Source organism: Rhodoferax sp. TS-BS-61-7 (assembly GCF_002943465.1).
Classification (GTDB): domain Bacteria; phylum Pseudomonadota; class Gammaproteobacteria; order Burkholderiales; family Burkholderiaceae_C; genus Allorhodoferax.
Genome location: NZ_PTQY01000005.1, coordinates 202,242 through 223,836 on the forward strand (window position 1 = coordinate 202,242; position 21,595 = coordinate 223,836).

Annotated in this window: 20 protein-coding genes and 1 tRNA gene; 9 read left to right on the top strand and 12 right to left on the bottom strand. The window is 63.1% G+C overall.

The window, feature by feature from the left end; all coding sequences use genetic code 11:
• The first annotated feature begins 71 nt into the window (after positions 1–71).
• Both ffh and C5F53_RS14670 read left to right on the top strand, forming a co-directional pair.
• Positions 72–1,436, top strand: a complete 1,365-nt coding sequence (gene ffh, locus C5F53_RS14665) for a signal recognition particle protein (protein WP_105262124.1) — start codon at positions 72–74, stop codon at positions 1,434–1,436.
• Positions 1,433–2,332, top strand: a complete 900-nt coding sequence (locus tag C5F53_RS14670) for a DMT family transporter (RefSeq protein ID WP_255413711.1) — start codon at positions 1,433–1,435, stop codon at positions 2,330–2,332. The genes ffh and C5F53_RS14670 overlap by 4 nt, the downstream gene beginning before the upstream one ends.
• A gap of 100 nt (positions 2,333–2,432) precedes the next feature.
• Here the strand turns inward: C5F53_RS14670 and miaB are convergent, their stop codons facing one another.
• The 6 genes from miaB to C5F53_RS14700 form a co-directional block, all read right to left on the bottom strand.
• Positions 2,433–3,773, bottom strand: coding sequence for a tRNA (N6-isopentenyl adenosine(37)-C2)-methylthiotransferase MiaB (miaB, locus tag C5F53_RS14675; RefSeq protein ID WP_105262125.1), 1,341 nt, complete (start codon positions 3,771–3,773; stop codon positions 2,433–2,435).
• Positions 3,774–3,869: 96 nt separating this feature from the next.
• A complete protein-coding gene (locus tag C5F53_RS14680) occupies positions 3,870–4,265 on the bottom strand; it encodes a hypothetical protein (protein ID WP_105262126.1) in 396 nt (131 codons plus the stop codon).
• A 53-nt stretch (positions 4,266–4,318) separates the two neighbouring features.
• Entirely contained in the window at positions 4,319–5,257 is a 939-nt protein-coding gene (locus C5F53_RS14685; protein ID WP_105262127.1) for a hypothetical protein, read from the bottom strand.
• Between the two features lie 3 nt (positions 5,258–5,260).
• Positions 5,261–5,440 carry a hypothetical protein gene (locus tag C5F53_RS14690; RefSeq protein ID WP_146097370.1) on the bottom strand — a complete coding sequence of 60 codons (180 nt, stop codon included), beginning with the start codon at positions 5,438–5,440 and terminating at the stop codon, positions 5,261–5,263.
• Between the two features lie 245 nt (positions 5,441–5,685).
• Positions 5,686–5,762 (bottom strand) — tRNA-Met (locus tag C5F53_RS14695).
• A 25-nt stretch (positions 5,763–5,787) separates the two neighbouring features.
• Positions 5,788–6,567 (bottom strand): enoyl-CoA hydratase, encoded by a 780-nt coding sequence (locus C5F53_RS14700; protein ID WP_105262129.1) that lies wholly within the window; start codon positions 6,565–6,567, stop codon positions 5,788–5,790.
• Between the two features lie 53 nt (positions 6,568–6,620).
• Between C5F53_RS14700 and C5F53_RS14705 the strand changes: the two genes are divergently transcribed.
• Complete coding sequence (locus C5F53_RS14705; RefSeq protein WP_105262130.1) at positions 6,621–7,439, top strand: enoyl-CoA hydratase-related protein; 819 nt, start codon at positions 6,621–6,623, stop codon at positions 7,437–7,439.
• A 125-nt stretch (positions 7,440–7,564) separates the two neighbouring features.
• Here the strand turns inward: C5F53_RS14705 and C5F53_RS14710 are convergent, their stop codons facing one another.
• The 3 genes from C5F53_RS14710 to C5F53_RS14720 all read right to left on the bottom strand — a co-directional run bounded on the left by C5F53_RS14710 (position 7,565) and on the right by C5F53_RS14720 (position 11,410).
• A complete protein-coding gene (locus C5F53_RS14710; protein ID WP_105262131.1) occupies positions 7,565–9,421 on the bottom strand; it encodes a M61 family metallopeptidase in 1,857 nt (618 codons plus the stop codon).
• A gap of 98 nt (positions 9,422–9,519) precedes the next feature.
• Positions 9,520–10,251, bottom strand: a complete 732-nt coding sequence (locus C5F53_RS14715) for a DsbC family protein (protein ID WP_105262132.1) — start codon at positions 10,249–10,251, stop codon at positions 9,520–9,522.
• A gap of 28 nt (positions 10,252–10,279) precedes the next feature.
• On the bottom strand, positions 10,280–11,410 hold the full coding sequence (locus C5F53_RS14720) for an FAD-dependent monooxygenase (protein WP_105262133.1): 1,131 nt from the start codon (positions 11,408–11,410) through the stop codon (positions 10,280–10,282).
• A gap of 57 nt (positions 11,411–11,467) precedes the next feature.
• Here C5F53_RS14720 and C5F53_RS14725 point away from each other — a divergent pair, with 57 nt between their 5' ends.
• On the top strand, positions 11,468–12,343 hold the full coding sequence (locus C5F53_RS14725; RefSeq protein ID WP_105262134.1) for an MOSC domain-containing protein: 876 nt from the start codon (positions 11,468–11,470) through the stop codon (positions 12,341–12,343).
• Here the strand turns inward: C5F53_RS14725 and C5F53_RS14730 are convergent.
• Together C5F53_RS14730 and C5F53_RS14735 are read right to left on the bottom strand one after the other, a co-directional pair.
• The gene (locus C5F53_RS14730) at positions 12,328–14,130 is read right to left on the bottom strand and encodes a 7TM diverse intracellular signaling domain-containing protein (RefSeq protein ID WP_105262135.1); all 1,803 of its coding nucleotides are present in this window, start codon (positions 14,128–14,130) and stop codon (positions 12,328–12,330) included. The two genes, C5F53_RS14725 and C5F53_RS14730, sit on opposite strands and share 16 nt — an antisense overlap.
• On the bottom strand, positions 14,127–15,893 hold the full coding sequence (locus C5F53_RS14735; protein ID WP_105262136.1) for a 7TM-DISM domain-containing protein: 1,767 nt from the start codon (positions 15,891–15,893) through the stop codon (positions 14,127–14,129). The genes C5F53_RS14730 and C5F53_RS14735 overlap by 4 nt, the downstream gene beginning before the upstream one ends.
• Positions 15,894–15,924: 31 nt before the next feature.
• Between C5F53_RS14735 and ychF the strand changes: the two genes are divergently transcribed.
• On the top strand, positions 15,925–17,016 hold the full coding sequence (ychF, locus tag C5F53_RS14740) for a redox-regulated ATPase YchF (RefSeq protein ID WP_105262137.1): 1,092 nt from the start codon (positions 15,925–15,927) through the stop codon (positions 17,014–17,016).
• A 20-nt stretch (positions 17,017–17,036) separates the two neighbouring features.
• Complete coding sequence (locus tag C5F53_RS14745) at positions 17,037–17,933, top strand: DMT family transporter (protein WP_105262138.1); 897 nt, start codon at positions 17,037–17,039, stop codon at positions 17,931–17,933.
• A 63-nt stretch (positions 17,934–17,996) separates the two neighbouring features.
• Here C5F53_RS14745 and C5F53_RS14750 read toward each other — a convergent pair whose 3' ends face one another.
• Positions 17,997–18,470, bottom strand: a complete 474-nt coding sequence (locus C5F53_RS14750) for a YqaA family protein (protein WP_105262274.1) — start codon at positions 18,468–18,470, stop codon at positions 17,997–17,999.
• A 148-nt stretch (positions 18,471–18,618) separates the two neighbouring features.
• On the opposite strand from C5F53_RS14750, the gene dusB reads away from it, so the two are divergent.
• The 3 genes from dusB (at position 18,619) to purH (ending at position 21,587) form a co-directional block, all read left to right on the top strand.
• The gene (gene dusB, locus C5F53_RS14755) at positions 18,619–19,671 is read left to right on the top strand and encodes a tRNA dihydrouridine synthase DusB (RefSeq protein WP_105262139.1); all 1,053 of its coding nucleotides are present in this window, start codon (positions 18,619–18,621) and stop codon (positions 19,669–19,671) included.
• The gene (locus C5F53_RS14760; RefSeq protein WP_105262140.1) at positions 19,668–19,904 is read left to right on the top strand and encodes a Fis family transcriptional regulator; all 237 of its coding nucleotides are present in this window, start codon (positions 19,668–19,670) and stop codon (positions 19,902–19,904) included. Before dusB ends, C5F53_RS14760 begins: the two co-directional genes overlap by 4 nt.
• Positions 19,905–19,976: 72 nt before the next feature.
• A complete protein-coding gene (gene purH, locus C5F53_RS14765; protein WP_105262141.1) occupies positions 19,977–21,587 on the top strand; it encodes a bifunctional phosphoribosylaminoimidazolecarboxamide formyltransferase/IMP cyclohydrolase in 1,611 nt (536 codons plus the stop codon).
• Positions 21,588–21,595 lie beyond the last annotated feature (8 nt).

Here is a 21,595-nt window from a genome sequence, read left to right on the forward strand (position 1 = left end):
AGTTTAGCGTTTTGCTCCCTGCCAGCCCCCGCTGGCCCTCACCACAGGTTCCGCTTGCCGGAATACGTCTTATGGCCTCCGCCCTCACCGACAAACTCTCCCGCCTCGTCAAAGACCTGCGTGGCCAAGGCCGCATCACCGAGAGCAACGTCACCGACATGCTGCGCGAGGTGCGCATGGCGCTGCTGGAGGCCGACGTGGCCTTGCCGGTGGTGCGCGACTTCATTGCCCGCGTCAAAGACAAGGCCCTGGGCCAGGAAGTGCTGGGCTCACTCCAGCCCGGCCAGGTGCTGGTCAGCATCGTGAACCGCGAGCTCGCCGCCACCATGGGCGAGGGGGTGAGCGACATCAACCTCGCGGCCCAACCGCCCGCCGTCATCCTGATGGCCGGTTTGCAAGGTGCGGGTAAAACCACCACCACGGCCAAGCTGGCCAAACACCTGATCGAAAAGCGCAAAAAGAAAGTGCTGACGGTGTCGGGCGACGTGTACCGCCCGGCCGCCATCGAGCAGCTCAAGACGGTGACGGCCCAGGCCGGTGCCGAATGGTTCCCCAGCACGCCAGACCAGAACCCGGTGGACATTGGCCGTGCCGCGCTGGACTACGCCAAGAAGCATTTCTTTGACGTGTTGCTGGTCGACACCGCGGGCCGCTTGGCGATTGACGAAGCGCTGATGCTGGAAATCAAGAACTTGCACGCCGCGCTGAACCCGGTGGAAACGCTGTTCGTGGTGGACGCCATGCAGGGCCAGGATGCGGTGAACACCGCCAAGGCCTTCAAGGAAGCGCTGCCGCTGACCGGCATCATCCTGACCAAGACCGATGGTGATTCGCGTGGCGGTGCGGCGCTGTCGGTGCGCCAGGTCACCGGTGCGCCCATCAAGTTTGCCGGTACCAGTGAAAAGCTGGACGGCCTGGAGGTGTTCGACGCCGAGCGCCATGCGGGTCGCATCCTGGGCATGGGCGACATCGTGGCGCTGGTGGAGCAGGTCACCGCCGGCGTCAATATCGAAGCCGCACAAAAGCTGGCGGCCAAGGTCAAGAGTGGTGCGGGGTTTGACCTCAATGACTTCCTGGCCCAGATCCAGCAGATGAAACAAATGGGCGGTCTCTCCAGCCTCATGGACAAGCTGCCCGCCGCCATGGCGGCCAAGGCCGGTCAGGTGGACATGGACAAGGCCGAAAAAGACATCAAACGCAAGGAAGGCATCATCCACAGCATGACGCCGCTGGAGCGCCGCAAGCCCGATCTCATCAAGGCTACGCGCAAGCGCCGCATTGCCGCCGGTGCCGGCGTGCAGGTGCAAGAGGTCAACCGCATGCTCAAGGAGTTTGAGCAGATGCAGGACATGATGAAGAAGATGAAGGGCGGCGGCATGATGAAGATGATGAAACGCATGGGTGGCATGAAAGGCATGCCCAAAATGCCGTTTTGAGGTCATCCCCCCGCCCCAACACCTTGGCGGGTATTGGCTTGGCCGTGTTGGCCATGGCCTGTTTTGCGGTCTTGGATACCACCACCAAATGGGTGTCGCTGGGTGTGCCGCTGATGATGGCGATTGGGTTTCGCTACCTGTTCCAGGCCGTGGCCACCACGGTGGCGGTGTACCCCCAGCGTGGGCGGGCGCTGTTGCATACCCGGCACCTGGGCTTGCATATTGCGCGCGGAGTCTTGTTGCTCACCACCAGCCTGCTGGCCTTTCTCAGCCTCAAACACATGCCGGTGGGCGAGTTCACGGCGATTGTGCTGATCACCCCCCTGGTGGTCACGCTGCTGGCGGCGCGCATGTTGCGCGAAACCGTGTCGCCGCTGCGCAAGCTGCTGGTGGCCGGTGGTTTCATCGGTACCTTGACCATCGTGCGCCCGGGCGGGCAAGACTTTACTTGGGCCTTGCTGTTCCCGGTGGGCGTGGTGGTGGCAAATGCGGGGTTTCAGCTGCTCACCAGCCGCATGGCGCGCACCGAAGACCCCATGACCATGCAGTTCTACACCGGCTGGGTGGGCGCGTTGTTGCCGGCCTTGGCCTTGCCCTGGGTGTGGGTCGAGATCACGGCACCTGCGGTGTGGGGCGGCTTGTTATTGATGGGCGTGATGGGCACGGTCGGCCACTTCCTGTTCATCCTGGCCTTCAAGCGCGCGCCAGCGGCCACCCTCATGCCCTATATGTATGCGCAGATCGGTTTTGCCATGCTGGGCGGCTGGTTGCTGTTCTCGCATGTGCCCGACCACTGGTCACTGGCGGGCATGGGCCTGATTGCGGTGTGTGGTGCTGCGGGCGCCTTGCTCACGGCGCACGAAAGCCGCGCATCGGCGGAGCCGCCGGAGCACTGACTTTGGATGAAATCAGCCTCTAGCCCTTACCGGTATTGCGCAAGCAGCTCCTGAAATAATAGCAATTGAGGGCGCTGCTGGCGCGTCAAGTCGTGCAGGCTTAGGCGCCCACCAGCTCCTGCGTCAGCACCTCGCCGCGCAGCGTGTAGCTGCGGGTCTCGGTGATGGTCACATCCACCAGCTGGCCCACCAGGCGTGGCTGGCCAGCAAAGTTCACCACACGGTTGCACTCGGTGCGGCCCATCAGTTCGCCGTTGTCACGCTTGCTGGCGCCTTCCACCAGAATGCGCTGTACCGTGCCGAGGCGCTGGTTGCTGATGGTGGCGATGTTGGCGTTGATCGCCGCCTGTAGCTCCTGCAAACGCGCCAGCTTCACCTCGTGCGGGGTCTCGTCATGCAGATTGGCCGCGGGCGTGCCGGGGCGGGGGCTGAAGATGAAGCTGAAGGAGTTGTCAAAGCCGATGTCGGCAATCAGCTTCATCATCTTGGCAAAGTCGTCGTCGGTCTCGCCGGGGAAGCCGACGATGAAGTCCGAGCTGATCGACATGTCGGGGCGGATGGCGCGCAGCTTGCGGATGGTGCTTTTGTATTCCATGGCGGTGTAGCCGCGCTTCATGGCCATCAGAATCTTGTCGCTACCGTGCTGCACGGGCAGGTGCAGGTGACTCACCAGCTTGGGTAACTTGTCGTAGGCCGCAATCAGGCTGGGCGTGAACTCGTTGGGGTGGCTGGTGGTGTAGCGGATGCGCTCGATGCCGGGAATGTCGCTCACGTATTCCAGCAGCGTTGCAAAGTCGGCCATCTCGTTGGTGCCGCCCATGGTGTGGCGCCAGGCGTTCACGTTCTGGCCCAGCAGGTTCACCTCCTTCACGCCCTGGTCGGCCAGGCCGGCAATCTCCACCAGCACGTCTTCAAACGGGCGGTTCACTTCCTCGCCACGCGTGTAGGGCACCACGCAATAACTGCAGTACTTGGAGCAGCCTTCCATGATGCTCACAAACGCGCTGGCACCGTCCAGCTTGGCGGGAGGCAGGTGGTCGAACTTTTCAATCTCGGGGAAGCTGATGTCTACCTGCGGTTTGTCCAGCGCCTTGCGGGCGTTGAGCAGCTCGGGCAGGCGGTGCAGGGTTTGCGGGCCAAACACCACGTCTACATAGGGCGCGCGCTTGATAATCTCTGCGCCCTCTTGGCTGGCCACACAGCCACCCACACCAATCTGCACGCCTTTTTTCTTCAAGTGTTTGATGCGGCCCAGGTCGGAAAACACCTTCTCCTGCGCCTTTTCACGCACCGAGCAGGTGTTGAACAAAATCAGGTCCGCCTCGTCCACGTTTTGTGTGGGCTCGTAACCCTGGGCTGCGCCCAGCACGTCCACCATCTTGTCCGAGTCGTACTCGTTCATCTGGCAACCAAAGGTTTTGATAAAGACTTTTTTGGACATGATGTATCCCGAAGAAATGCTATGAATAAAGGAGCTTCTCGCGCAGTACTGGCGAGGGCTAAAGGCCGATTTGGCTTGAAAGTAGCGCGGTGGCGCTTACTGCGTGGAGTAGGCCGGCGCGGTGGGCATGAGTTTGGCTTCCACCTCGGTCAGCACCCACACTTCATGCAACATGCCTTGCGGCTCCAGCAGGTAGACCACGGGCAGGGTCAGGCCTACCATGGCGGACGACATAGCCAGCATGCCATTGGCGCCGCGGATGCGGGCACCGGGCGAGAGGCGCGCTACCTTGTTGTTCAGCAGCACCTCGGGCGGTGCCAGTACCTGCAGCGTGCCGCGCAAGGATTTGGGCGGGAAGGACCGTACCGCCACCACTGCCGTGCCGGTGCTGTCGGTCAGCTGTTGGGTGGTGGGGCTGGTTTGCGCCATGCCGCCCAGAGGCAGGGCGGCCAGCAGAGAGAGTGCGCTCAGGGCGCGAATGCAGCGGTTCATGGTGTGTATCCAGAGGCTGTGGAGGAAGGCGCCGATTTTACCGGCCTTGCTGTTCAGCGGGGCTTTTTAAGGCGCTGCAGCATCAATTCTTGCGCAATGCGCATGCGCTCCACGGCCGCAGACAAGTTTTTGAACTCTTGAACTTTGATACTGGCGACGGGCTTGGCGGACTCTCCGCGGCTGAGTGCGTCGACCATTTCTGTCAACGTCTGAATAGGCTCAGACACACTTTTGGGCAGGCTGATCAAGAGATAGACGCCAATGGCAATACCAATCAACACGGTGGCCATCACGCCATAGATCATCTTGTTAAAACCCTCATTGGTCACGGTGGTCAGTGCCAATGTGGCCTGGCTCTTTTGGGCAAAGGTTTCTGCCACGCCTTTGATCAGGTCCGCGGAAAAGCGATCCTTGCCAGCCTTGATGAGGTCGTTGGCCTCATCGGGCATCAGCATGCGTGTATTCGACACAGGCGGTGTTACCTCTTTGGTTTTGGCACCTTTGCTGTTGGCCGCAACTTCTGCTGCCAATGCTTGCGCTTGTGCTGTTTCTTGTTGAATTTTGTCGGCCCGGGCATTTACTTCGGCAAACACTTTGGTCATTTCTGCTGCGTAGAACGCACTGGCACCGGTCCATTTTTCGACCTGGGTCACATCATCCCCGTTCAGGGCGCTGTCCGTATTCGCGCGCATGCGGCTCAGCAACGTGCTTATTTTTTCCATCGTGCCTGTCCACTCTTTTTGGTACTGCGCGCGCTTCTCAGGGTTGTCGACGTAAATAAAGTACTCTTTTTCGTATCGGCGAATCTGCTGCGCCAAGGTAGACAGTTCAGCCAAGCCAACCTGTGCAACGGTATTTTTTCGAGCCACCTCGACGACTTCCCGCTCGGTGTAGCGTCCCATGGTCAGCACACCGACTGCCTGCAGTACAAAAAACGCAATGATGGCTACGAGGCCGATCATCAGATTGCGGTTGATAGAGATGGTTTTCATGGGTTACTTCTTTTGTTGGGTGTTGGCGAGTGTTTTGTGACCACATTGCTCCAAGACAGCTTGGCGAATGCGCTCACTGGGCAAGCCGGCTGGCAATTGTTGGAGCAGGTTGATCAAAAAGGAGCGCAGGTGAACTTCTTCGCTGGCCTGTAGCAAGCTGTCTCCTGTGGTTGTGGCTTCCATGGCATCGTCCACAACGAACTGAGCGGCTACACCAAGGTACTCAACAAGGACTGCTGTGGCTGTTGCTGCCACTTGTTCGGGATTCCACACCTGAGATCTACTTTCATTTAGGCCTAAAAGAGGCTAACGTTGCGTTATGGCATCGTTTTCAGGAGTTGTATGTCTGGGGCTGCGACGGCCTGGTACGGGCCGGTCGCCAGAATGAAAAAACCCGTAATTGTGTGAACAATTACGGGTTTTTAATTTGGTGGTCGTAGGTGGATTTGAACCACCGACATCAGCATTATGAATGCTGCGCTCTAACCAACTGAGCTATACGACCGAAGCCCAGAATTATAGACCAAAAATTATTGGTGGGTAAATTGGGCTGCGCGCTTGTTTACGAAGGCGTCCATGCCTTCCTTCTGGTCGGCGGTGGCAAACAGCGCGTGGAACAGGCGGCGTTCAAACACAATCCCGTCGGCCAACGTGCCTTCAAATGCCCGGTTCACAGCCTCTTTGGCCGCCATCGTGGCGATTTGCGAGAAGGCACAAATCTGCAGCGCGGCGCCCAGGGCTTCGTCTTGCAGTTTGTCCAGCGGCACCACACGGCTCACCAGCCCGGCGCGCTCGGCTTCCGCCGCGTCCATCATGCGGCCGGTCAGCGCCAGGTCCATGGCCTTGGCTTTGCCCACGGCGCGGGGCAGGCGCTGCGTACCACCGGCGCCAGGGATGATGCCCAGCTTGATTTCGGGTTGGCCGAACTTGGCGTTGTCGGCGGCGATGATGAAGTCACACATCATGGCCAGTTCACAACCGCCGCCCAGGGCGAAGCCGCTGACTGCGGCAATCACCGGCTTGCGCACGCTGCGGATGGTTTCCCAGTTGCGGGTGATGAAGTCGCCCTTGTAGGCATCGGCAAAGCTGAACTTGGCCATCACGGTGATGTCGGCGCCCGCAGCAAAGGCCTTTTCGCTGCCGGTGAGCACGATGCAGCCAATCGCCGGGTCGGCGTCAAAACCCTTGAGCGCGGCGCCCAGCTCGTCCATGAGCTGGTCGTTCAGCGCGTTCAGCGCCTTGGGGCGGTTCAGCGTGATGACGGCAACCTTGTCGCCTTCGATACGGGTGGTGATGCATTCGTAGCTCATGATGGGGTCTCCAGATTTTTGCGTCTTGGCACTATAGCGAAGAGGGTTTGCACATGACTGACACCGGTACGACTTCCTCCCAGGAAGCTTTGGTTCTTTACGCCGAGCACGGCGGCGTGGCCATGCTCACGCTGAACCGCCCGGCCGCGCTCAACGCCTTCACCCGCGAGATGCACCACGCGCTGTGGGCCACGCTGGACCGGGCGGAGGCCAATCCTGCCATCCGCGCTGTGGTGCTGACGGGCGCAGGGCGTGGCTTCTGCGCGGGGGCGGACCTCAATACCGGCGAGCTGGGGCCAGACGCCCATCCGGCCGGGCGGCCCGATCCTGGGGTGAGCATCGAGCAGGCTTTCAACCCCACCACCCGCCGCCTGCAGGCGCTGCGCATGCCTACAGTGGTGGCGGTGAATGGCGTGGCGGCCGGGGCTGGCATGTCGTTCGCGCTGGCCTGCGACGTTGCCATTGCGGCACCCGGCGCCAGCTTCATCCAGGCCTTTAGCAAGATTGGCCTGATTCCCGATGCGGGCAGCACCTGGTTTTTGCCGCAGCGCCTGGGCATGCCACGCGCGCTGGCGCTGGCCATGACGGGCGACAAGCTGATGGCCGCGCAGGCCAAAGAATGGGGGCTGATTTGGGAGGTGGCCGACGACTGTGTGGCCGCGGCTCTGGAGATGGCGCAGCGCCTGGCCGCCATGCCCACGCAGGCGCTGGTAGCGACGCGGCATTTGCTGCGGGACGGCACCGCGCGCACGTTGAACCAGCAGTTGGATGCCGAGCGCGATGCGCAAAGTGCCATGGGGCGGACCGATGATTATGTGGAGGGGGTACGCGCTTTCCGCGAGAAACGGCTTCCCAAGTTCACGGGGAGCTAGCCGCGTCTTGCCTGCATGGTTGGTGCGCCGAAGCGGGTGGGGCCGGGGCCCTCATACTGTCCTGCTGGCCAGAAATCGGGCCCCGGCCCCACCCGCTTCGGCGTGCGGTGCGTGTCGGTTGTCGTTCAGGCAATACCGGAGGCGCCGTCCAGCCACTTGCCGACTGCTACCGTGTCGCGGATGGACAGGCGCACAGCGGTGCTTGGGGCGGGCATGGTCAGTGTCAAGCTCATCAATCGCTTGTCGCGTGACACCAGTGCGCTGACCTTCTTGGCTTTGCCGGTGTACAGCGTCAAATCGTCCAGCGCCTGCATGCGCCAGGGCTCGCCTTCGGTTTGCACCGCCAGCCATTCGTCATTGGCAGCAAAACCCGCTTTCTCCGCAGCACCGCCGCGCAGCACTTGCTGGATAAACAGGCCACCGTTTTCCTTCACGCGCAGGCCCAGTTGCTGGGCCACCTGGTCGGTCTCGCGGTTCACCTGCACGCCGTGCTGCTCCAGCAGTTCGGCCACGGGCAGCTCTTTGGTGCTGTGCACCCAGTGGGCGATGTCTTTGGCAAACGAACGGCCACCCAGCGCCTGCAGCACGGCCAGCAGGTCGGCCTCGGCCATGGGGCCGCCAGCGCAGCGCGCCCACAGGCCACGCATCACGGCGTCCAGTGTGGTTTTGCCTTCGGCGCGCAGCGTCAGGTCCAGGCACAGGCCGACCAGTGAGCCCTTGGTGTAGTAGCTCACCGTGGCGTTGGCGGTGTTTTCGTCCTGGCGGTAGTACTTCACCCAGGCGTCAAAGCTGCTTTGCGCCACGCTTTGCACCAAGCGGCCCGGCGTCTGGGCCACCTGGTTGAGGGTTTTGGTGAGCAGCTTGAGGTAGGTGGCGTTGTCGATGCGTTTGGCGCGGCGCAGCAGCAGGTCATCAAAATAGCTGGTGAAGCCCTCAAAGAACCACAGCAGCTGTGTGTAGTTCTCTTGGGTGTAGTCATACGTGGCCAGTTCGGCCGGGCGCAGGCGTTTGACGTTCCAGGTGTGGAAGTACTCGTGGCTGATCAGGCCCAGCAGCGTGGTGTAGCCCTCGGGCTGCTTGTGTGTGGTGGGGGCCAGCGTGCTGCGCGGCTGGCGTGGCAGGTCCTTGCGGTTGCAGATCAGCGCGGTAGAGTTTTTGTGCTCCAGGCCACCGTAGCCGTCGTGCACGGCATTTAGCATGAAGACGTAGTTTTTGAATGGAATCGGGCTCTGCCCCCCGTCCTGCTTGCGCGAGGCGCTCACTTTTTTGATGTCTGTGCTGACCGCATCGCCATGCCAGAAGCGCAGCTCGGCCTCGCAGATGGCCTGGGTGTCGGCCAGCAGCTGGGCGCCGTCAAAACTGGGCGGCGCACCCGCCACTACAAAACGGTGCGGAATGCCGCAGGCCACAAAGCTGCCGCTCCAGAACGGGCCCATCTCCACCGGGCAATCCACCAAGGTGTCGTAGTTGTCGGCGCGGTACAGGCCAAAGCCGGCCTTGGTCACGCGCACCGGCTCCAGCCCGGTGGCCACGCTCCAGCCTTTGAGGGCGTCGCTGGCCGTCAGCGCCAGCGTGTGCGGGGCATCGGCTTGCCCGGCCACCTGCAGGCACAGGCTGGTGCCGTTGAAAAAGCCGCGCGTGGCGTCCAGCCAGGCAGTACGCACCGAGTTGTCGAACGCGTAGACCTCGTACTGCACCTGCAGCGGCGTGCCGGGGGTGCATGTCACCTCCCAGGTCGCCTTGTCTTGCTGCACCACAGCCGCCCGTTTGCCGGCTTGGCGGGCCTCCAGCTTTTGCAGGTGTTTGGCAAATTCGCGCACCAGGTAACTCCCCGGAATCCACACCGGCAGGCGCAGGGTTTGCGTGGCAGCGGGGGTGGGTACGGTCAGGGTGACCTGGAACAGGTGGGTGGCTGGGTCCAGCACCTCCACCTGGTAGTGAATGGGGGTAGCGGCTTTTCGGGGCGAGGAGGTGATTTTCATGTCAAACAGGCCGCTAGCCCTTGTGGATGCTGCGCAAGCAGCTATTAAAACAGGAGTGGAAGGGGGCCGATCTGCGGCCCCTGGGTGCTGCGTTGGTCTTAGCCCTTGGCCGCAGCCAGGTGTTTCTCGATTTGCGGTGCGTCAATGGCGCCGGGCACACGGTTGCCATCCTGGAAGATCAGTGTGGGTGTGCCGTTGATGCGGTAGGTTTTGCCAAATTCCACATTGCGCGCCAGCGGGCTCACGTCACACATGGCAGCCGCGGTCGGGGCGGCCTGGTCGCGCAGCATCCAGTCTTGCCAGGCGGTGACCTTGTCCTTGGCGCACCAGATGGCCTTGGATTTTTCGGTGGAGTCTGCACCCAGGATGGGGTAGAGGAACATGTAGATGGTGACGTTGTCGACCTTCTGCAGGTCGCGCTCAAAGCGTTTGCAGTAGCCGCAGTTGGGGTCTTCAAACACCGCCACCTTGCGCTGGCCATTGCCCCGCACGATGGTGAAGGCGTCCTTGAAGGGCAGGCTGTCGAACTTGACGGCGGTGAGTTTGTTGATGCGCTCCTCGGTCAGGTTGCGCAGTTCCTTGCCTTTGGTGGAAAACAGGTTGCCCTGGAAGAGGTGGTCGCCGCTGGCGTCTGTGTAGTAGACCTCAGCACCATTCACGCGGATTTCGTAGATGCCGGGGATATTGGTCTTGCGCACCTCGTCAATCTCTTTGAGCTGCGGAATGCGTTTGCCGATGTTGGCACGGATAGCGGCCTCTTGGGCGTGCAGGTTGCTGCCCAGGGTGCAAAGGGCCAGTGCGGCGGCCAGAAGAGAGGTGGAGAGTTTCACAGCTTAGGTCTCGTGGTGAGGGAATGGATTACAGGTGTGCGGCGCCCATGGCACGTCGCGCTACCCAATGTTTGAGCAGGCCGCTGGCATTGAAGCGTTGCATGCCCCAGTTGCGCAGGCCGGCCGCTGCTGCGTGGGGGTGGGCAAACAGTTGTTGCAGGGCATCGCCCGTGCCGCCTACCAAGGCAAAGTCGGCCTTGCGGGCGCGCTCGTAGCTGCGCAGCAGTTTGGGGTCGGCCACGCTGCGCCAGTAGGGGCGGGTGTCCAGCACACGCACCAGCTCGGCCACATCGCCCAGGCCCAGGTTCAGGCCCTGGCCGGCCAGCGGGTGCACATTGTGGGCGGCGTCGCCGGCCAGCACCCAGGCACCGGTGGCGCTGGCTTGGGCGAATTGGCCGCTCCAGCGGCGTGCCAGCGCATGTTGCAGCGGCCACACTTTGCGTGCGCTCTCCAGCGTCACGGCACCCAGGGCATCGTGGCTGGCGGCTTGCAGGGCATCGGTAAATTCCATATCGGTAGCGGCTTGCAGGGCAGTGGCCCGGTCTGGAGAGACTGACCACACCACGGCGCATAAGTTCCCATCCGGCCCACCCATGGGCAGAAAGGCCAGGATCTCACCCTGCGAGAACCACTGCCGTGCCACCTGGCCGTGGCCCTGGGCGCAGGTCACGCGGGCGGCCAGCGCCCATTGGCCGTAGGGCGTGACGTCAAAGTCCACGCCCAGTTCTTCGCGCGTGCGGCTGGCCCGGCCTTCGCACACCACGGTGAGGGTGGCTTGGGGTGGGGTGTCCACCACTTCAATGAGGGGTTGAAAACGCACTGCCTCGGCCAGTTGGGCCTCCAGTGCAGGCACGTCCACGATCCAGTTCAGTGCGTCCGTGCCCTGCAGGGCGGTATCAAAGGCCACTTCGCCACCCTGGTCGCCATGCACTTCCATGCGCAGCACCGGCGTAGCTTGGGCTGCCTCGGGCCAGCAGCGCACACCTTCTAGCAGCGCACGTGCGGGCTGGTTCAGCGCGTAGGCGCGCACATCGGACTCGGCCGGGGTGGAGGGCGCCGCGTACAGCGCTACGCGCAGCCGTTTGGCTGCCAAATGCAGGGCCAGGGTGCGCCCCACAATGCCTGCGCCGCGGATGCCAATGTCGTAAGAAGAAGCCATGCGGCCATTGTAGGAGGCCGGGTACCATGCCCCTTTGACCGCAACAGGAAGACCCCGATGAGTGAAGGTGCCAGCGATGTGTTGGGGCAGATTGCCCAGCTGATGATTTACCCGGTGAAATCTTGCGCCGGAGTGGCCGTGACCGAGGCGGTGCTGCTGGACACCGGCCTGCAGTGGGACCGCTACTGGATGGTGGTGGACGCGGAGGGCCTGTTTGTGAGCCAGCGGGAATGTGCACGTATGGCGCTGATTCACCCGCAGCTCACGCCTGACGCGCTGCTGCTGCAGGTGCCCGGCATGCCGCAGTTACGCGTGTCGCTGCAGGCGGGTGGCCCCAGTCTGCGTGTGCAGGTCTGGGACGACGTGGTGGACGCGCTGGACATGGGGCCAGAGGCGGCCCAGTGGCTGCAGACGTTTCTGGGCGCGCCAGCCCAGCGCCTGGTGCGCTTTGACCCCGCCGCGCAGCGCGCCTGCAGCACGAAATGGACCGGCGGTGTGGCCGCCAGCACCCAGTTTGCCGACGGTTACCCGGTGCTGGTGACCACCGACAGTGCCATGGACGAACTCAACACCCGACTGGCGGCCCAGGGCCACCCGGCGGTGGGTATGGATCGCTTTCGGCCCAATGTGGTGCTCAGCGGCCTGCTGCCGCATGACGAAGACCACCTGGGCCCGCTGGAGTGTCTGACCGAAGACGGTGCCGTGCTCGCCGGCCTGCAGTTGGTCAAGCCCTGTGCGCGCTGCCCGATTCCGAACATCGACCCGGCGACAGCCGAGAGCCACCCTGGCGTGGGGGATGCCCTGCAGGCCTACCGCCAGGATGCGCGGGTGAATGGTGCCATTACCTTTGGCATGAACGCCATCGTGACCCATGGCGCCGGCACCGTGCTGCGGGTGGGCCAGGCCGTGCGCGGCGACTACGCGTTCGGTTGAGTCGGCATTTCGCTGCTGGCGCCATGCCGGGAGTGCAGCGAGGACAGGGGGGCGGGTTCGGTGTGTGGCGCTTCCAGAAAACGGATGGGGCGGCGCGTGCGCGGCGAGATGCCTTCGAGCACATTGCCCAGCTCTTCCAGAATGCTGTCGGCCGAGGGAATGACCTCGTGCAGCAGCACGCAGGCCACGTGGAACTGCAAGGTCACCTCGGGTTTGAGGCCGGGCAGCGGGATCAGACCGGATGCAATCAGGCGCACCATGCGCTCGGTCAGCACCTGGCGGTCGGTCACACCATCCAGCACCAGGCCAAAGCGGGCCGTATCCAGGCGGCCAGCCGGGTCCACATCGCGCAGCACGCGGTGCAGCTTGACGGCGGCACGTAGCAGGCACTGTTCGGCCACAGCGTCGCCGTAGGATTCGCGCAGGAATTTGAAATTCACCACATCCACCAGCACGATGGCCGAGGGCTCGCCGTCGTGCCGAGCCCGGTTTACGGCGTGCGCCACCTGCTGTTGCAGCAGCGGCGCCGTCAGCAAGCCAGTCAGCGCGTCTTGGGTAGGCAGGGCCTTGGCACGTTCCTCGGCCTCGCGGCGTTCACGGATGCGGGTATGCAGGGCCTGCTGCAACAAAGGTACGGTGATGGCGATGGCCAGCACCAGCATGTAACGTGTTTGCCACCAGTCGGGAATCAGGTGCCACATCTGCGCCACCAGCACCAACACCGCCAGGGCCTGCGGCACATAGGCCATGAACAGCCATTTGCTCACGGCATAGCCGCGTCGCCAGGTCAGTGCGGTGCACATGACGGTGAGGATGGGGCCAGCGGTCAGGTAGACCGAGTTGAAGTAGTCAGCAATTTGGCGGTCGATGGCAGCGGTGAGCAGTGCAATGGGCATGGACGCCAGACCGCAGGCGTATAGCCCTTTGGCCAAACGCGGGTAACCCACGTCCAGCGAGGACAGGTGGCGCACAAACAGCAGTGTGCCGCCCACGCCCAATACGGGCAGGGCCATGTGGGCATAGTTGGACCACAGGGGAGAGGTGGGCCACAACCACATACCCGAGAGGCCTGTGGCATTGGTGGTGACCAGGGACACCAGCACGGCGTAGCCGGTATACCAGCCATCGACTGCGCTGCGGCTTTGCAGGTAGTGGATGGCACACCCCCCGACCAACATGAGCAGCATGCCCATCAAGGTGCCCAGGCCCAGGTTCTCCAGCTCCTGCTGCCGGTCGCGCACGCTTTTGGTGGCCAGGCGCAGGGGCAGCATGGCGGATTTGAAGTTGCGTACTTCCAGGTACACCTCGTGCACGCCTTGCTCGGGCAGGGTGATGGCAAAGTCTGGGTACAGCGAAGGGTGGTCCCATTGCGCCACTGCCGTGGTATCGCCGGCCAGTTGTCGGTTCCAGCCGCCCTTGGCGTTGGGTTGGTAGAGGGCGGCGTAGTCCAGGTAGGGCAGTGGCAAGTGCAGCGTCCAGTCGGCAGGCGCGCCGGCATCGCGTTGCAAGCGCAGGCGTATCCACAGCGTGCGTTCGTCGCGCAATCCAAATTGGTGGTCCGCAGGCAGGGGGGAAAAGCTGGCGCGAGACTTTTTACTGATCGTGTCGATGCCTGCACTGGGGCCGCTTTCAGTCAGTACCTCCAGGGTGCCGCCAATCTGCAGGCTGGGATGGGCACTGTCCAACAGGATCAGCGCATTAATTTGTGCATGCGCCGCACCCACACAAACCCAGCACAGGAGCAAACACCCCGTAAACCAGCTGCGCAGTGCGGTCCCCGCTGTCATGCAGACTCTGCCAGTGGGGCCAGCGGCGCGGCCAGCGTGGGCACCGGTTCCAGGAACCGGATAGGGCGGCGCGTGCGTGGCGAAATGCCGGCCAGCACCTCGGACAAATCGTCCAGCACCCGTTCGGGCGGTACCGGGTTGTCGTGCAGCAACACGCAGGCGGCCTGGAACTGCAGGGTCACTTCGGGCTGCAGCCCCTGCAGCGGAATCAGGCCCGAGGCCACCAACTTGACCAGCCGTTCGGTCAGTGCCTGGCGGGAGGCTACGCCCTCCAACACCATGCCAAAACGTTCGGTGCCAATGCGGGCCGCCGGGTCCACATCACGCAAGATGCGGTGCAGCTTGATCACCGCCCGCAGCATGCACTGCTCGGCCGTGGTGTCGCCCATGGTGCTGCGGATGCGCTCCAGGTTGGTCACGCTTACCAGGACCAAGGCCACGGGTTCGCGTGTGCCAATGGCGCGCTGGTAGGCGTCTTCCACATGGCTCTGAAAGGCTTGCGCGGTCAGCAACCCGGTCAGGGCGTCCTGCGTGGGCAACTGGTCGGCGCGCAGGGCCACTTCCTTGCGGTCGTGGGTGGCGCGGCTCAGGGCGTAAATGAGGGTGGGGACCGACAGGGCCACGCTTAGCGACATGAAGTAGCGCATTTCCCACTGCGTGGTGACCATGCCAAAGGCTTCGGCCACCAGCCACATCAGGCAGAGAAACTGGGGTACATAGGCCAGCATCAGCCAGGTACCAATGGTGGAGCCGCCGCGCCAGCTCATCACCGTGATCAGCAGGCCGGCGGTGGTGGCCACCAGCAGGGCGACGGTGCCAATGCGATCCGCCATGTCACGCCCCAGCAGCACATACGCCACCACCGCGCCCAGGGTGCCCCAGGCAATCACTTCCAGCGCCTTGTCGTAACGGTGGAAGTGGGTGGACAGCGCATACAGCTTGCGCACAAACAGCAGCGATGTGCCCACGGCCACCAGCGGCAGGATGCTGTTGGCATAGTCAGCCCAGGTGGGCCAGGCGCTCCACAGCAGAGCGTTGAGCACGCCATTGACCTGCGCCACCGACATCGCGACCAGCAGCCCGTACCAGGCGGCCTTGAGGTCAAACGGGTTTTTGTGCTCGTAGTGGCGGATGACCGACAGCGCGGCCAGTGTGAGCAGGGTGCCGATCACCAGGCCCAGGCCTACGCTTTCGAGTTGGCGCTGGCCGTCACGCAGCGGGGCTGTGGCCAGGCGTATCGGCAGGCTCAAATGTTTGAAGTTGCGCACCTGCAAGTACACATCTTGCGGCACGCCGCTGGGCAGGTCCAGGGTGAACTCGGGGTAGAGTCCGCGCCGGCTCCACAGCGTCTGGGGCAGCGTGTCGCCGGCCGACTGGGCGACCCACTGCTTGGCGTCGCTGCGCTGGTAGAGCGTGACAGCGTCCACAAAAGGAGCGGGCACATTCAGGGTCCAGTGCGCGGTGTTGCCGGCAGCGCGCACCAGGCGCAGGTGCAGCCAGAGGGTATTGCCGTCGTTGAGGGCATGGCGTGCCAGGGCCGATGCCGGGGTAAAGGCCTGCGGGGCCGCGGCCACCTCGTCAATGCTGGCGCGCGTGCCGCCTTCGAGCCAGGTGGGCACTGAACCCGTGAGCTCCAATGCCGTGTTGCCGTCCCCCAAAACCAGGGTCTCTGGCACTGCGGGTGCGGCGGCCCAGACAGGCGCCAACCCCATGCCAAAGCCGAGTGCCAGGGCCAGCATCAAGCGCAAAAGCAGGTATGGCATACACTTGGCACCCAGTTTTTAGAGGTTTGTTATGAGTTTGAAGTGTGGCATTGTAGGCCTGCCCAATGTAGGGAAAAGTACCCTGTTCAACGCCCTGACCAAGGCGGGCATTGCTGCAGAAAATTATCCGTTTTGCACCATCGAGCCCAATGTGGGCGTAGTGGAAGTGCCGGACCCGCGCCTGCAGCAGTTGGCCGACATCATCACGCCCGAGCGCATCGTGCCGGCGATTGTGGAGTTTGTGGACATTGCCGGCCTGGTGGCCGGCGCCAGCACCGGCGAAGGCCTGGGCAACAAGTTCCTGGCGCACATCCGTGAGACCGACGCCACCATCAACGTGGTGCGCTGCTTTGAAGACGACAACGTGATCCACGTGGCCGGCAAGGTGGACCCGATCGCCGACATCGAAGTGATCCAGACCGAGCTGTGCCTGGCCGACTTGGGTGCGGTAGAGAAAGCCTTGCACCGCGTGACCAAGCTGGCCCGCTCGGGCGACAAGGAATCCATCAAGCTGGTGGCGATTCTGGAGAAATGCCAGGCCGCGCTGAACGAAGCCAAGCCCGTGCGCACACTGGACTTCAGCAAGGAAGAGCAGCCGCTGCTCAAGCAATTCTTTCTGATCACCGCCAAACCCGCGATGTTTGTGGCCAACGTCTCCGAAGACGGCTTCGAGAACAACCCCTTCCTCGACCGCCTGAAAGCCTTTGCCGCCAAGCAGAACGCGCCCGTGGTGGCCATTTGCGCCAAGATCGAAGCCGAGCTGTCGGAAATGGAAGATGCCGACCGGCTCGAGTTCCTGCAAGAGCTGGGGCAAAGCGAGCCGGGCTTGAACCGCCTGATCCGCTCCGCCTACACGCTGCTGGGCCTGCAAACCTACTTTACTGCCGGTGTGAAGGAAGTGCGCGCCTGGACCATCCATGTGGGCGACACCGGGCCACAAGCGGCCGGCGTGATCCACACCGATTTCGAAAAAGGCTACATCCGTGCCCAGACCATCGCGTTTGACGATTTCATCGCCAATAAGGGCGAGCAGGGCGCCAAAGACGCGGGCAAGATGCGCGCCGAAGGCAAGGAATACGTCGTCAAGGATGGCGACGTGATGAACTTCCTGTTCAGCTCCTAAGCCATCTTTTTCCCCACAACGTGACCCTGTCCTACGACTGGCTGGCCCTGGGGGCTGCGGCCTGCTGGGCCGTCACCGGGCTGCTCTCGGCCCCGCAAGCGCGCCATCTGGGCGCGTTTGCATTTACGCGCTGGCGCATGGGGCTGGTGTTCCTCATGCTGCTGCCGGTGGTGGTGTTCAGTGGGGGCTGGCACACGCTATCCTGGGCTTCCTTTGGTGTGCTGGCGTTCAGCGGCTTGATAGGCATTTTTGTGGGCGACACCGCGCTGTTTGCCTCCATGAACCGGCTGGGCCCGCGCCGCACTGGCGTGTTGTTTGCCACCCATGCCTGTTTCAGTGCCCTGCTGGGTTTTGCCGTGCTGGACGAGCGCATGGGCGCTCAGGCCCTGTTGGGTGGTGCGCTGGTGGTGGGCGGCGTGATGATGGCCGTGGCGCTGGGCGCGCACAAAAACGAATCGCATGCGCTGGAAGTCACACGCGGTCACTGGCCGCTGGGTGTGGCACTGGGCCTGCTGGCTGCGCTGTGCCAGGCACTGGGCTCGTTGATTGCCAAACCCATCATGGCTGCCGGTGTGGACCCGGTCACCGCCACGGTGGTGCGTGTGGGCGCGACCTGTGTGGTGCACCTGGTTTTGTTGTGGGCGGGCGTGGGTGTGGCGCGCACGCAGAACGCGCTGTCAGTCCGCGTGCTGGCCTGGGTGGCCCTGAGCGGCATGATTGGCATGGGGCTGGGTATGAGCCTGATTTTGCTGGCCCTGCGTTATGGCGACGTGGGCATGGTGGGCATCCTGTCGTCCGTCTCGCCCGTGCTGGTGCTGCCCTTGCTGTGGTGGCACTTGGGGCGTGCACCCGCGCGTGGCGCCTGGTGGGGTGCCGCGCTTACCGTGCTGGGGACTGCACTTGTTTTGGTGCGGTAGGGGGCATGGATGTTGCGCAAGTAGCTATTGAATTAATAGCGAATTGCGTAGATCTAGTGCGGCTTACCAAAGAGTTGCCAATCCGCTAAGGGCGGCGGTCATGAGGGTGTACCGCGCCAGCTTGCCTACCGCCATGTAGGCCACACAGGGCCAGAACGGCAGCTTGAGCCAACCCGCCACCGCGCACAGCGGGTCACCCACCAAAGGCAGCCAGGCCAGCAAGCAGGCTTTGGGGCCCAGCTTGCGCAGCCAGTCCAATGCACGCAGGTGGTGTGCGCTTTTGCCATAGTGGTCGGCCACACGGTGTGCGCCATACCCCATCCACCAGCTCACCGCGCCGCCCAGGGTGTTGCCCGCCGTGGCCACCAGCACCACGGGCCAAAACAGGTCGGGGTTCAGCTGCACCAGCCCGAACACCACCGGCTCGGACCCCATGGGCAACAGCGTGGCGGAGATGAAGGACACCACAAACACGGTGCCCAGGCTGTACTCGGGCAGCGCAAGCAGATTCAACAGGTTGGGTATCCAGGTGTCCATGGCGTGCGCAGTATAGGCAGGGTGCAGCTTCGCTGCGCTGCAGCAGGCGAATTTCAATTGCTGAAATTTTGGGCAGTTAGAATGCAGGCCGGCCCCAACGTCCTGGGGCCCTTGTCTTTTTAAGCCACTCCCGTTTCACACACAGCCCATGCACATCGGTCCATTCGCGTTGGCGAATCACCTCTTTGTCGCGCCCATGGCGGGGGTGACCGACCGCCCCTTCCGGCAGCTGTGCAAGCGCCTGGGCGCGGGCTACGCGGTGAGCGAGATGGTCACCTCGCGCAAAGACCTGTGGAACACCCTCAAGACTTCCCGCCGCGCCAACCACGACGGTGAGCCCGGCCCGATTGCCGTGCAGATTGCCGGCACCGAGGCCGCCATGATGGCCGAGGCTGCCGTCTACAACATTGACCGCGGCGCGCAAATCATCGACATCAACATGGGCTGCCCGGCCAAGAAGGTGTGCAACAAGTGGGCCGGCTCCGCGCTGATGCAGGACGAGCAACTGGCCATCGACATTGTGGAAGCCGTGGTGGAGGCCTGCGCTCCGCGCAACGTGCCGGTCACGCTGAAGATGCGCACCGGCTGGTGCCAGGCCGAGAAGAACGCCGTGGTGCTGGCGCGCGCGGCCGAGGCCGCGGGCGTGCAGATGGTGACGGTACATGGCCGCACGCGTGAGCAGGGCTACAAGGGCGCGGCCGAGTACGACACGATTGCCGCTGTGAAAACCGCGCTGAAGATCCCAGTGGTGGCCAATGGTGACATCACCAGCCCCGAAAAAGCACGCGAGGTGCTGCAGGCCACCGGCGCCGACGCCATCATGATTGGCCGCGCCGCCCAGGGCTACCCCTGGATCTTTCGCGAGGTGGCGCATTTTCTGGCCACTGGCACGCACCTTGCACCACCGCTGGTGAGTGAAGTCAAACGTCTGCTGGTCGAGCATCTGCACGACCACTACAGCCTGTACGACGAGTTCATCGGTGTGCGCTCGGCCCGCAAACACATTGGCTGGTACCTGCGCGAACTGCCGGGGGGCGAAGACTTCCGCCAGCGCATGAACCTGCTCGAAGACAGTGCTGCACAGGTGGCGGCGGTGGAAAACTATTTGGATCAACTGAACGAAAAAATGGACCGCATCCCGCGCCGGGGGCACGCGTCCAGTCTGGCAAGGGGACATGACATGATGGAATTGGCAGCATGAGCAAGAAGCACATTGATGAGTGCGTGCGCGCGAGCCTGGAGTTGTATTTCGCTGACCTGGGCGGCACCGAACCTGATGGCATGTACGACATGCTGGTGCGCGCGGTAGAGAAACCCTTGCTCGAAGTGGTGATGGCCCAGGCCGACCACAACCAATCCAAAGCGGCCCAGTGGCTGGGCCTGAACCGCAACACCTTGCGCAAAAAACTGGTCGAGCACAAGCTGCTCTCTTAACCCTCGCTGCCAGGCCCCGCCATGGCGCGGGGCTGGTGAATCGCTTTTCTGCTTTTTACTTTACCCCGCACCATGAACGCACAACACACTGCATTGCTGTCGGTCTCCGACAAGACCGGCATCGTCGAACTCGCCCAGGCCCTGCACGCCCAAGGCGTCAAGCTCCTGTCCACCGGCGGCACGGCCAAGCTGCTGGCCGAAAAAGGTCTGCCTGTGACCGAAGTGGCCGAGATGACCGGCTTCCCCGAAATGCTGGACGGCCGCGTGAAGACCCTGCACCCGCGCGTGCACGGTGGCCTGCTGGCGCGCCGCGACTTTCCTGCACACATGGCGGCTTTGAAAGAACACGACATCAACACCATCGATTTCCTCGTGGTGAACCTTTACCCGTTTGAAGCCACCGTAGCCAAGGCCGGCTGCACGCTGGAAGATGCGATCGAAAACATCGACATCGGCGGCCCCGCCATGGTGCGCAGCGCCGCCAAGAACTGGAAAGACGTGGCGGTGCTGACCGACGCCGCCCAGTACACCACCGTGATCGCCGAGCTGAAAGCCAACGGCAAAGTGAGCGACAAGACCAAGCTGGGCCTGTCCATCGCCGCGTTCAACCGCATCAGCCAGTACGACGGTGCGATCAGCGACTACCTGTCGGCCATCCAGATTGGCGAGTCAGTACCCGCAGGCGACAAGGCCCCCACGCTGGACCTGTTCCCCGGCCAGAGCAATGGCCGTTTCGTCAAAGTGCAAGACCTTCGCTATGGCGAAAACAGCCACCAGCAGGCCGCGCTGTACCGCGACCTGTACCCTGCGCCCGGTTCGCTGGTCACCGCCAAGCAGTTGCAAGGCAAAGAGCTGAGCTACAACAACATTGCCGATGCGGATGCCGCGTGGGAATGTGTGAAGAGTTTCAACACCCCGGCCTGCGTGATCGTCAAACACGCGAACCCCTGCGGCGTGGCTGTGGGAGCCCACGCGCTGGAGGCCTACAGCAAGGCCTTCCAGACCGACCCCACCAGCGCCTTCGGCGGCATCATCGCGCTGAACTGCGAGTTGGACGAAGCCGGTGCCCAGCAAATCTCCAAACAGTTTGTTGAAGTGTTGATGGCCCCCAGCTTCACACCTGCCGCACTGGAGGTCTTCAAGTCCAAGGTGAATGTGCGCATTTTGCAAATTGACCTGCCCAAGGGCGGATCGACGGCGTGGGACCAGGGCCGCAACCTCATGGACATGAAACGCATCGGCTCCGGCATCCTGCTGCAAACCGCCGACAACCATGAGCTGGCGTTGAGCGACCTGAAAGTCGTGACCACCAAACAACCGACCGCCGAAGAACTGAACGACCTGCTGTTCGCCTGGACCGTGGCCAAGTACGTCAAGTCCAACGCCATCGTCTTCTGCAAGGGCGGCATGACCATGGGCGTGGGCGCCGGCCAGATGAGCCGCCTGGACTCGGCCCGCATCGCCAGCATCAAGGCCGGCCACGCGAACCTGTCACTGGCAGGCACTGTGGTGGCCAGCGACGCCTTCTTCCCGTTCCGTGATGGTCTTGACGTAGTGGTCGACCAGGGCGCCACCTGCGTCATCCAGCCCGGCGGCTCCATGCGCGACCAAGAGGTGATTGACGCCGCCAACGAACGCGGCGTGTCCATGGTGTTCAGCGGCGTGCGCCACTTCCGCCACTAACCCGGATT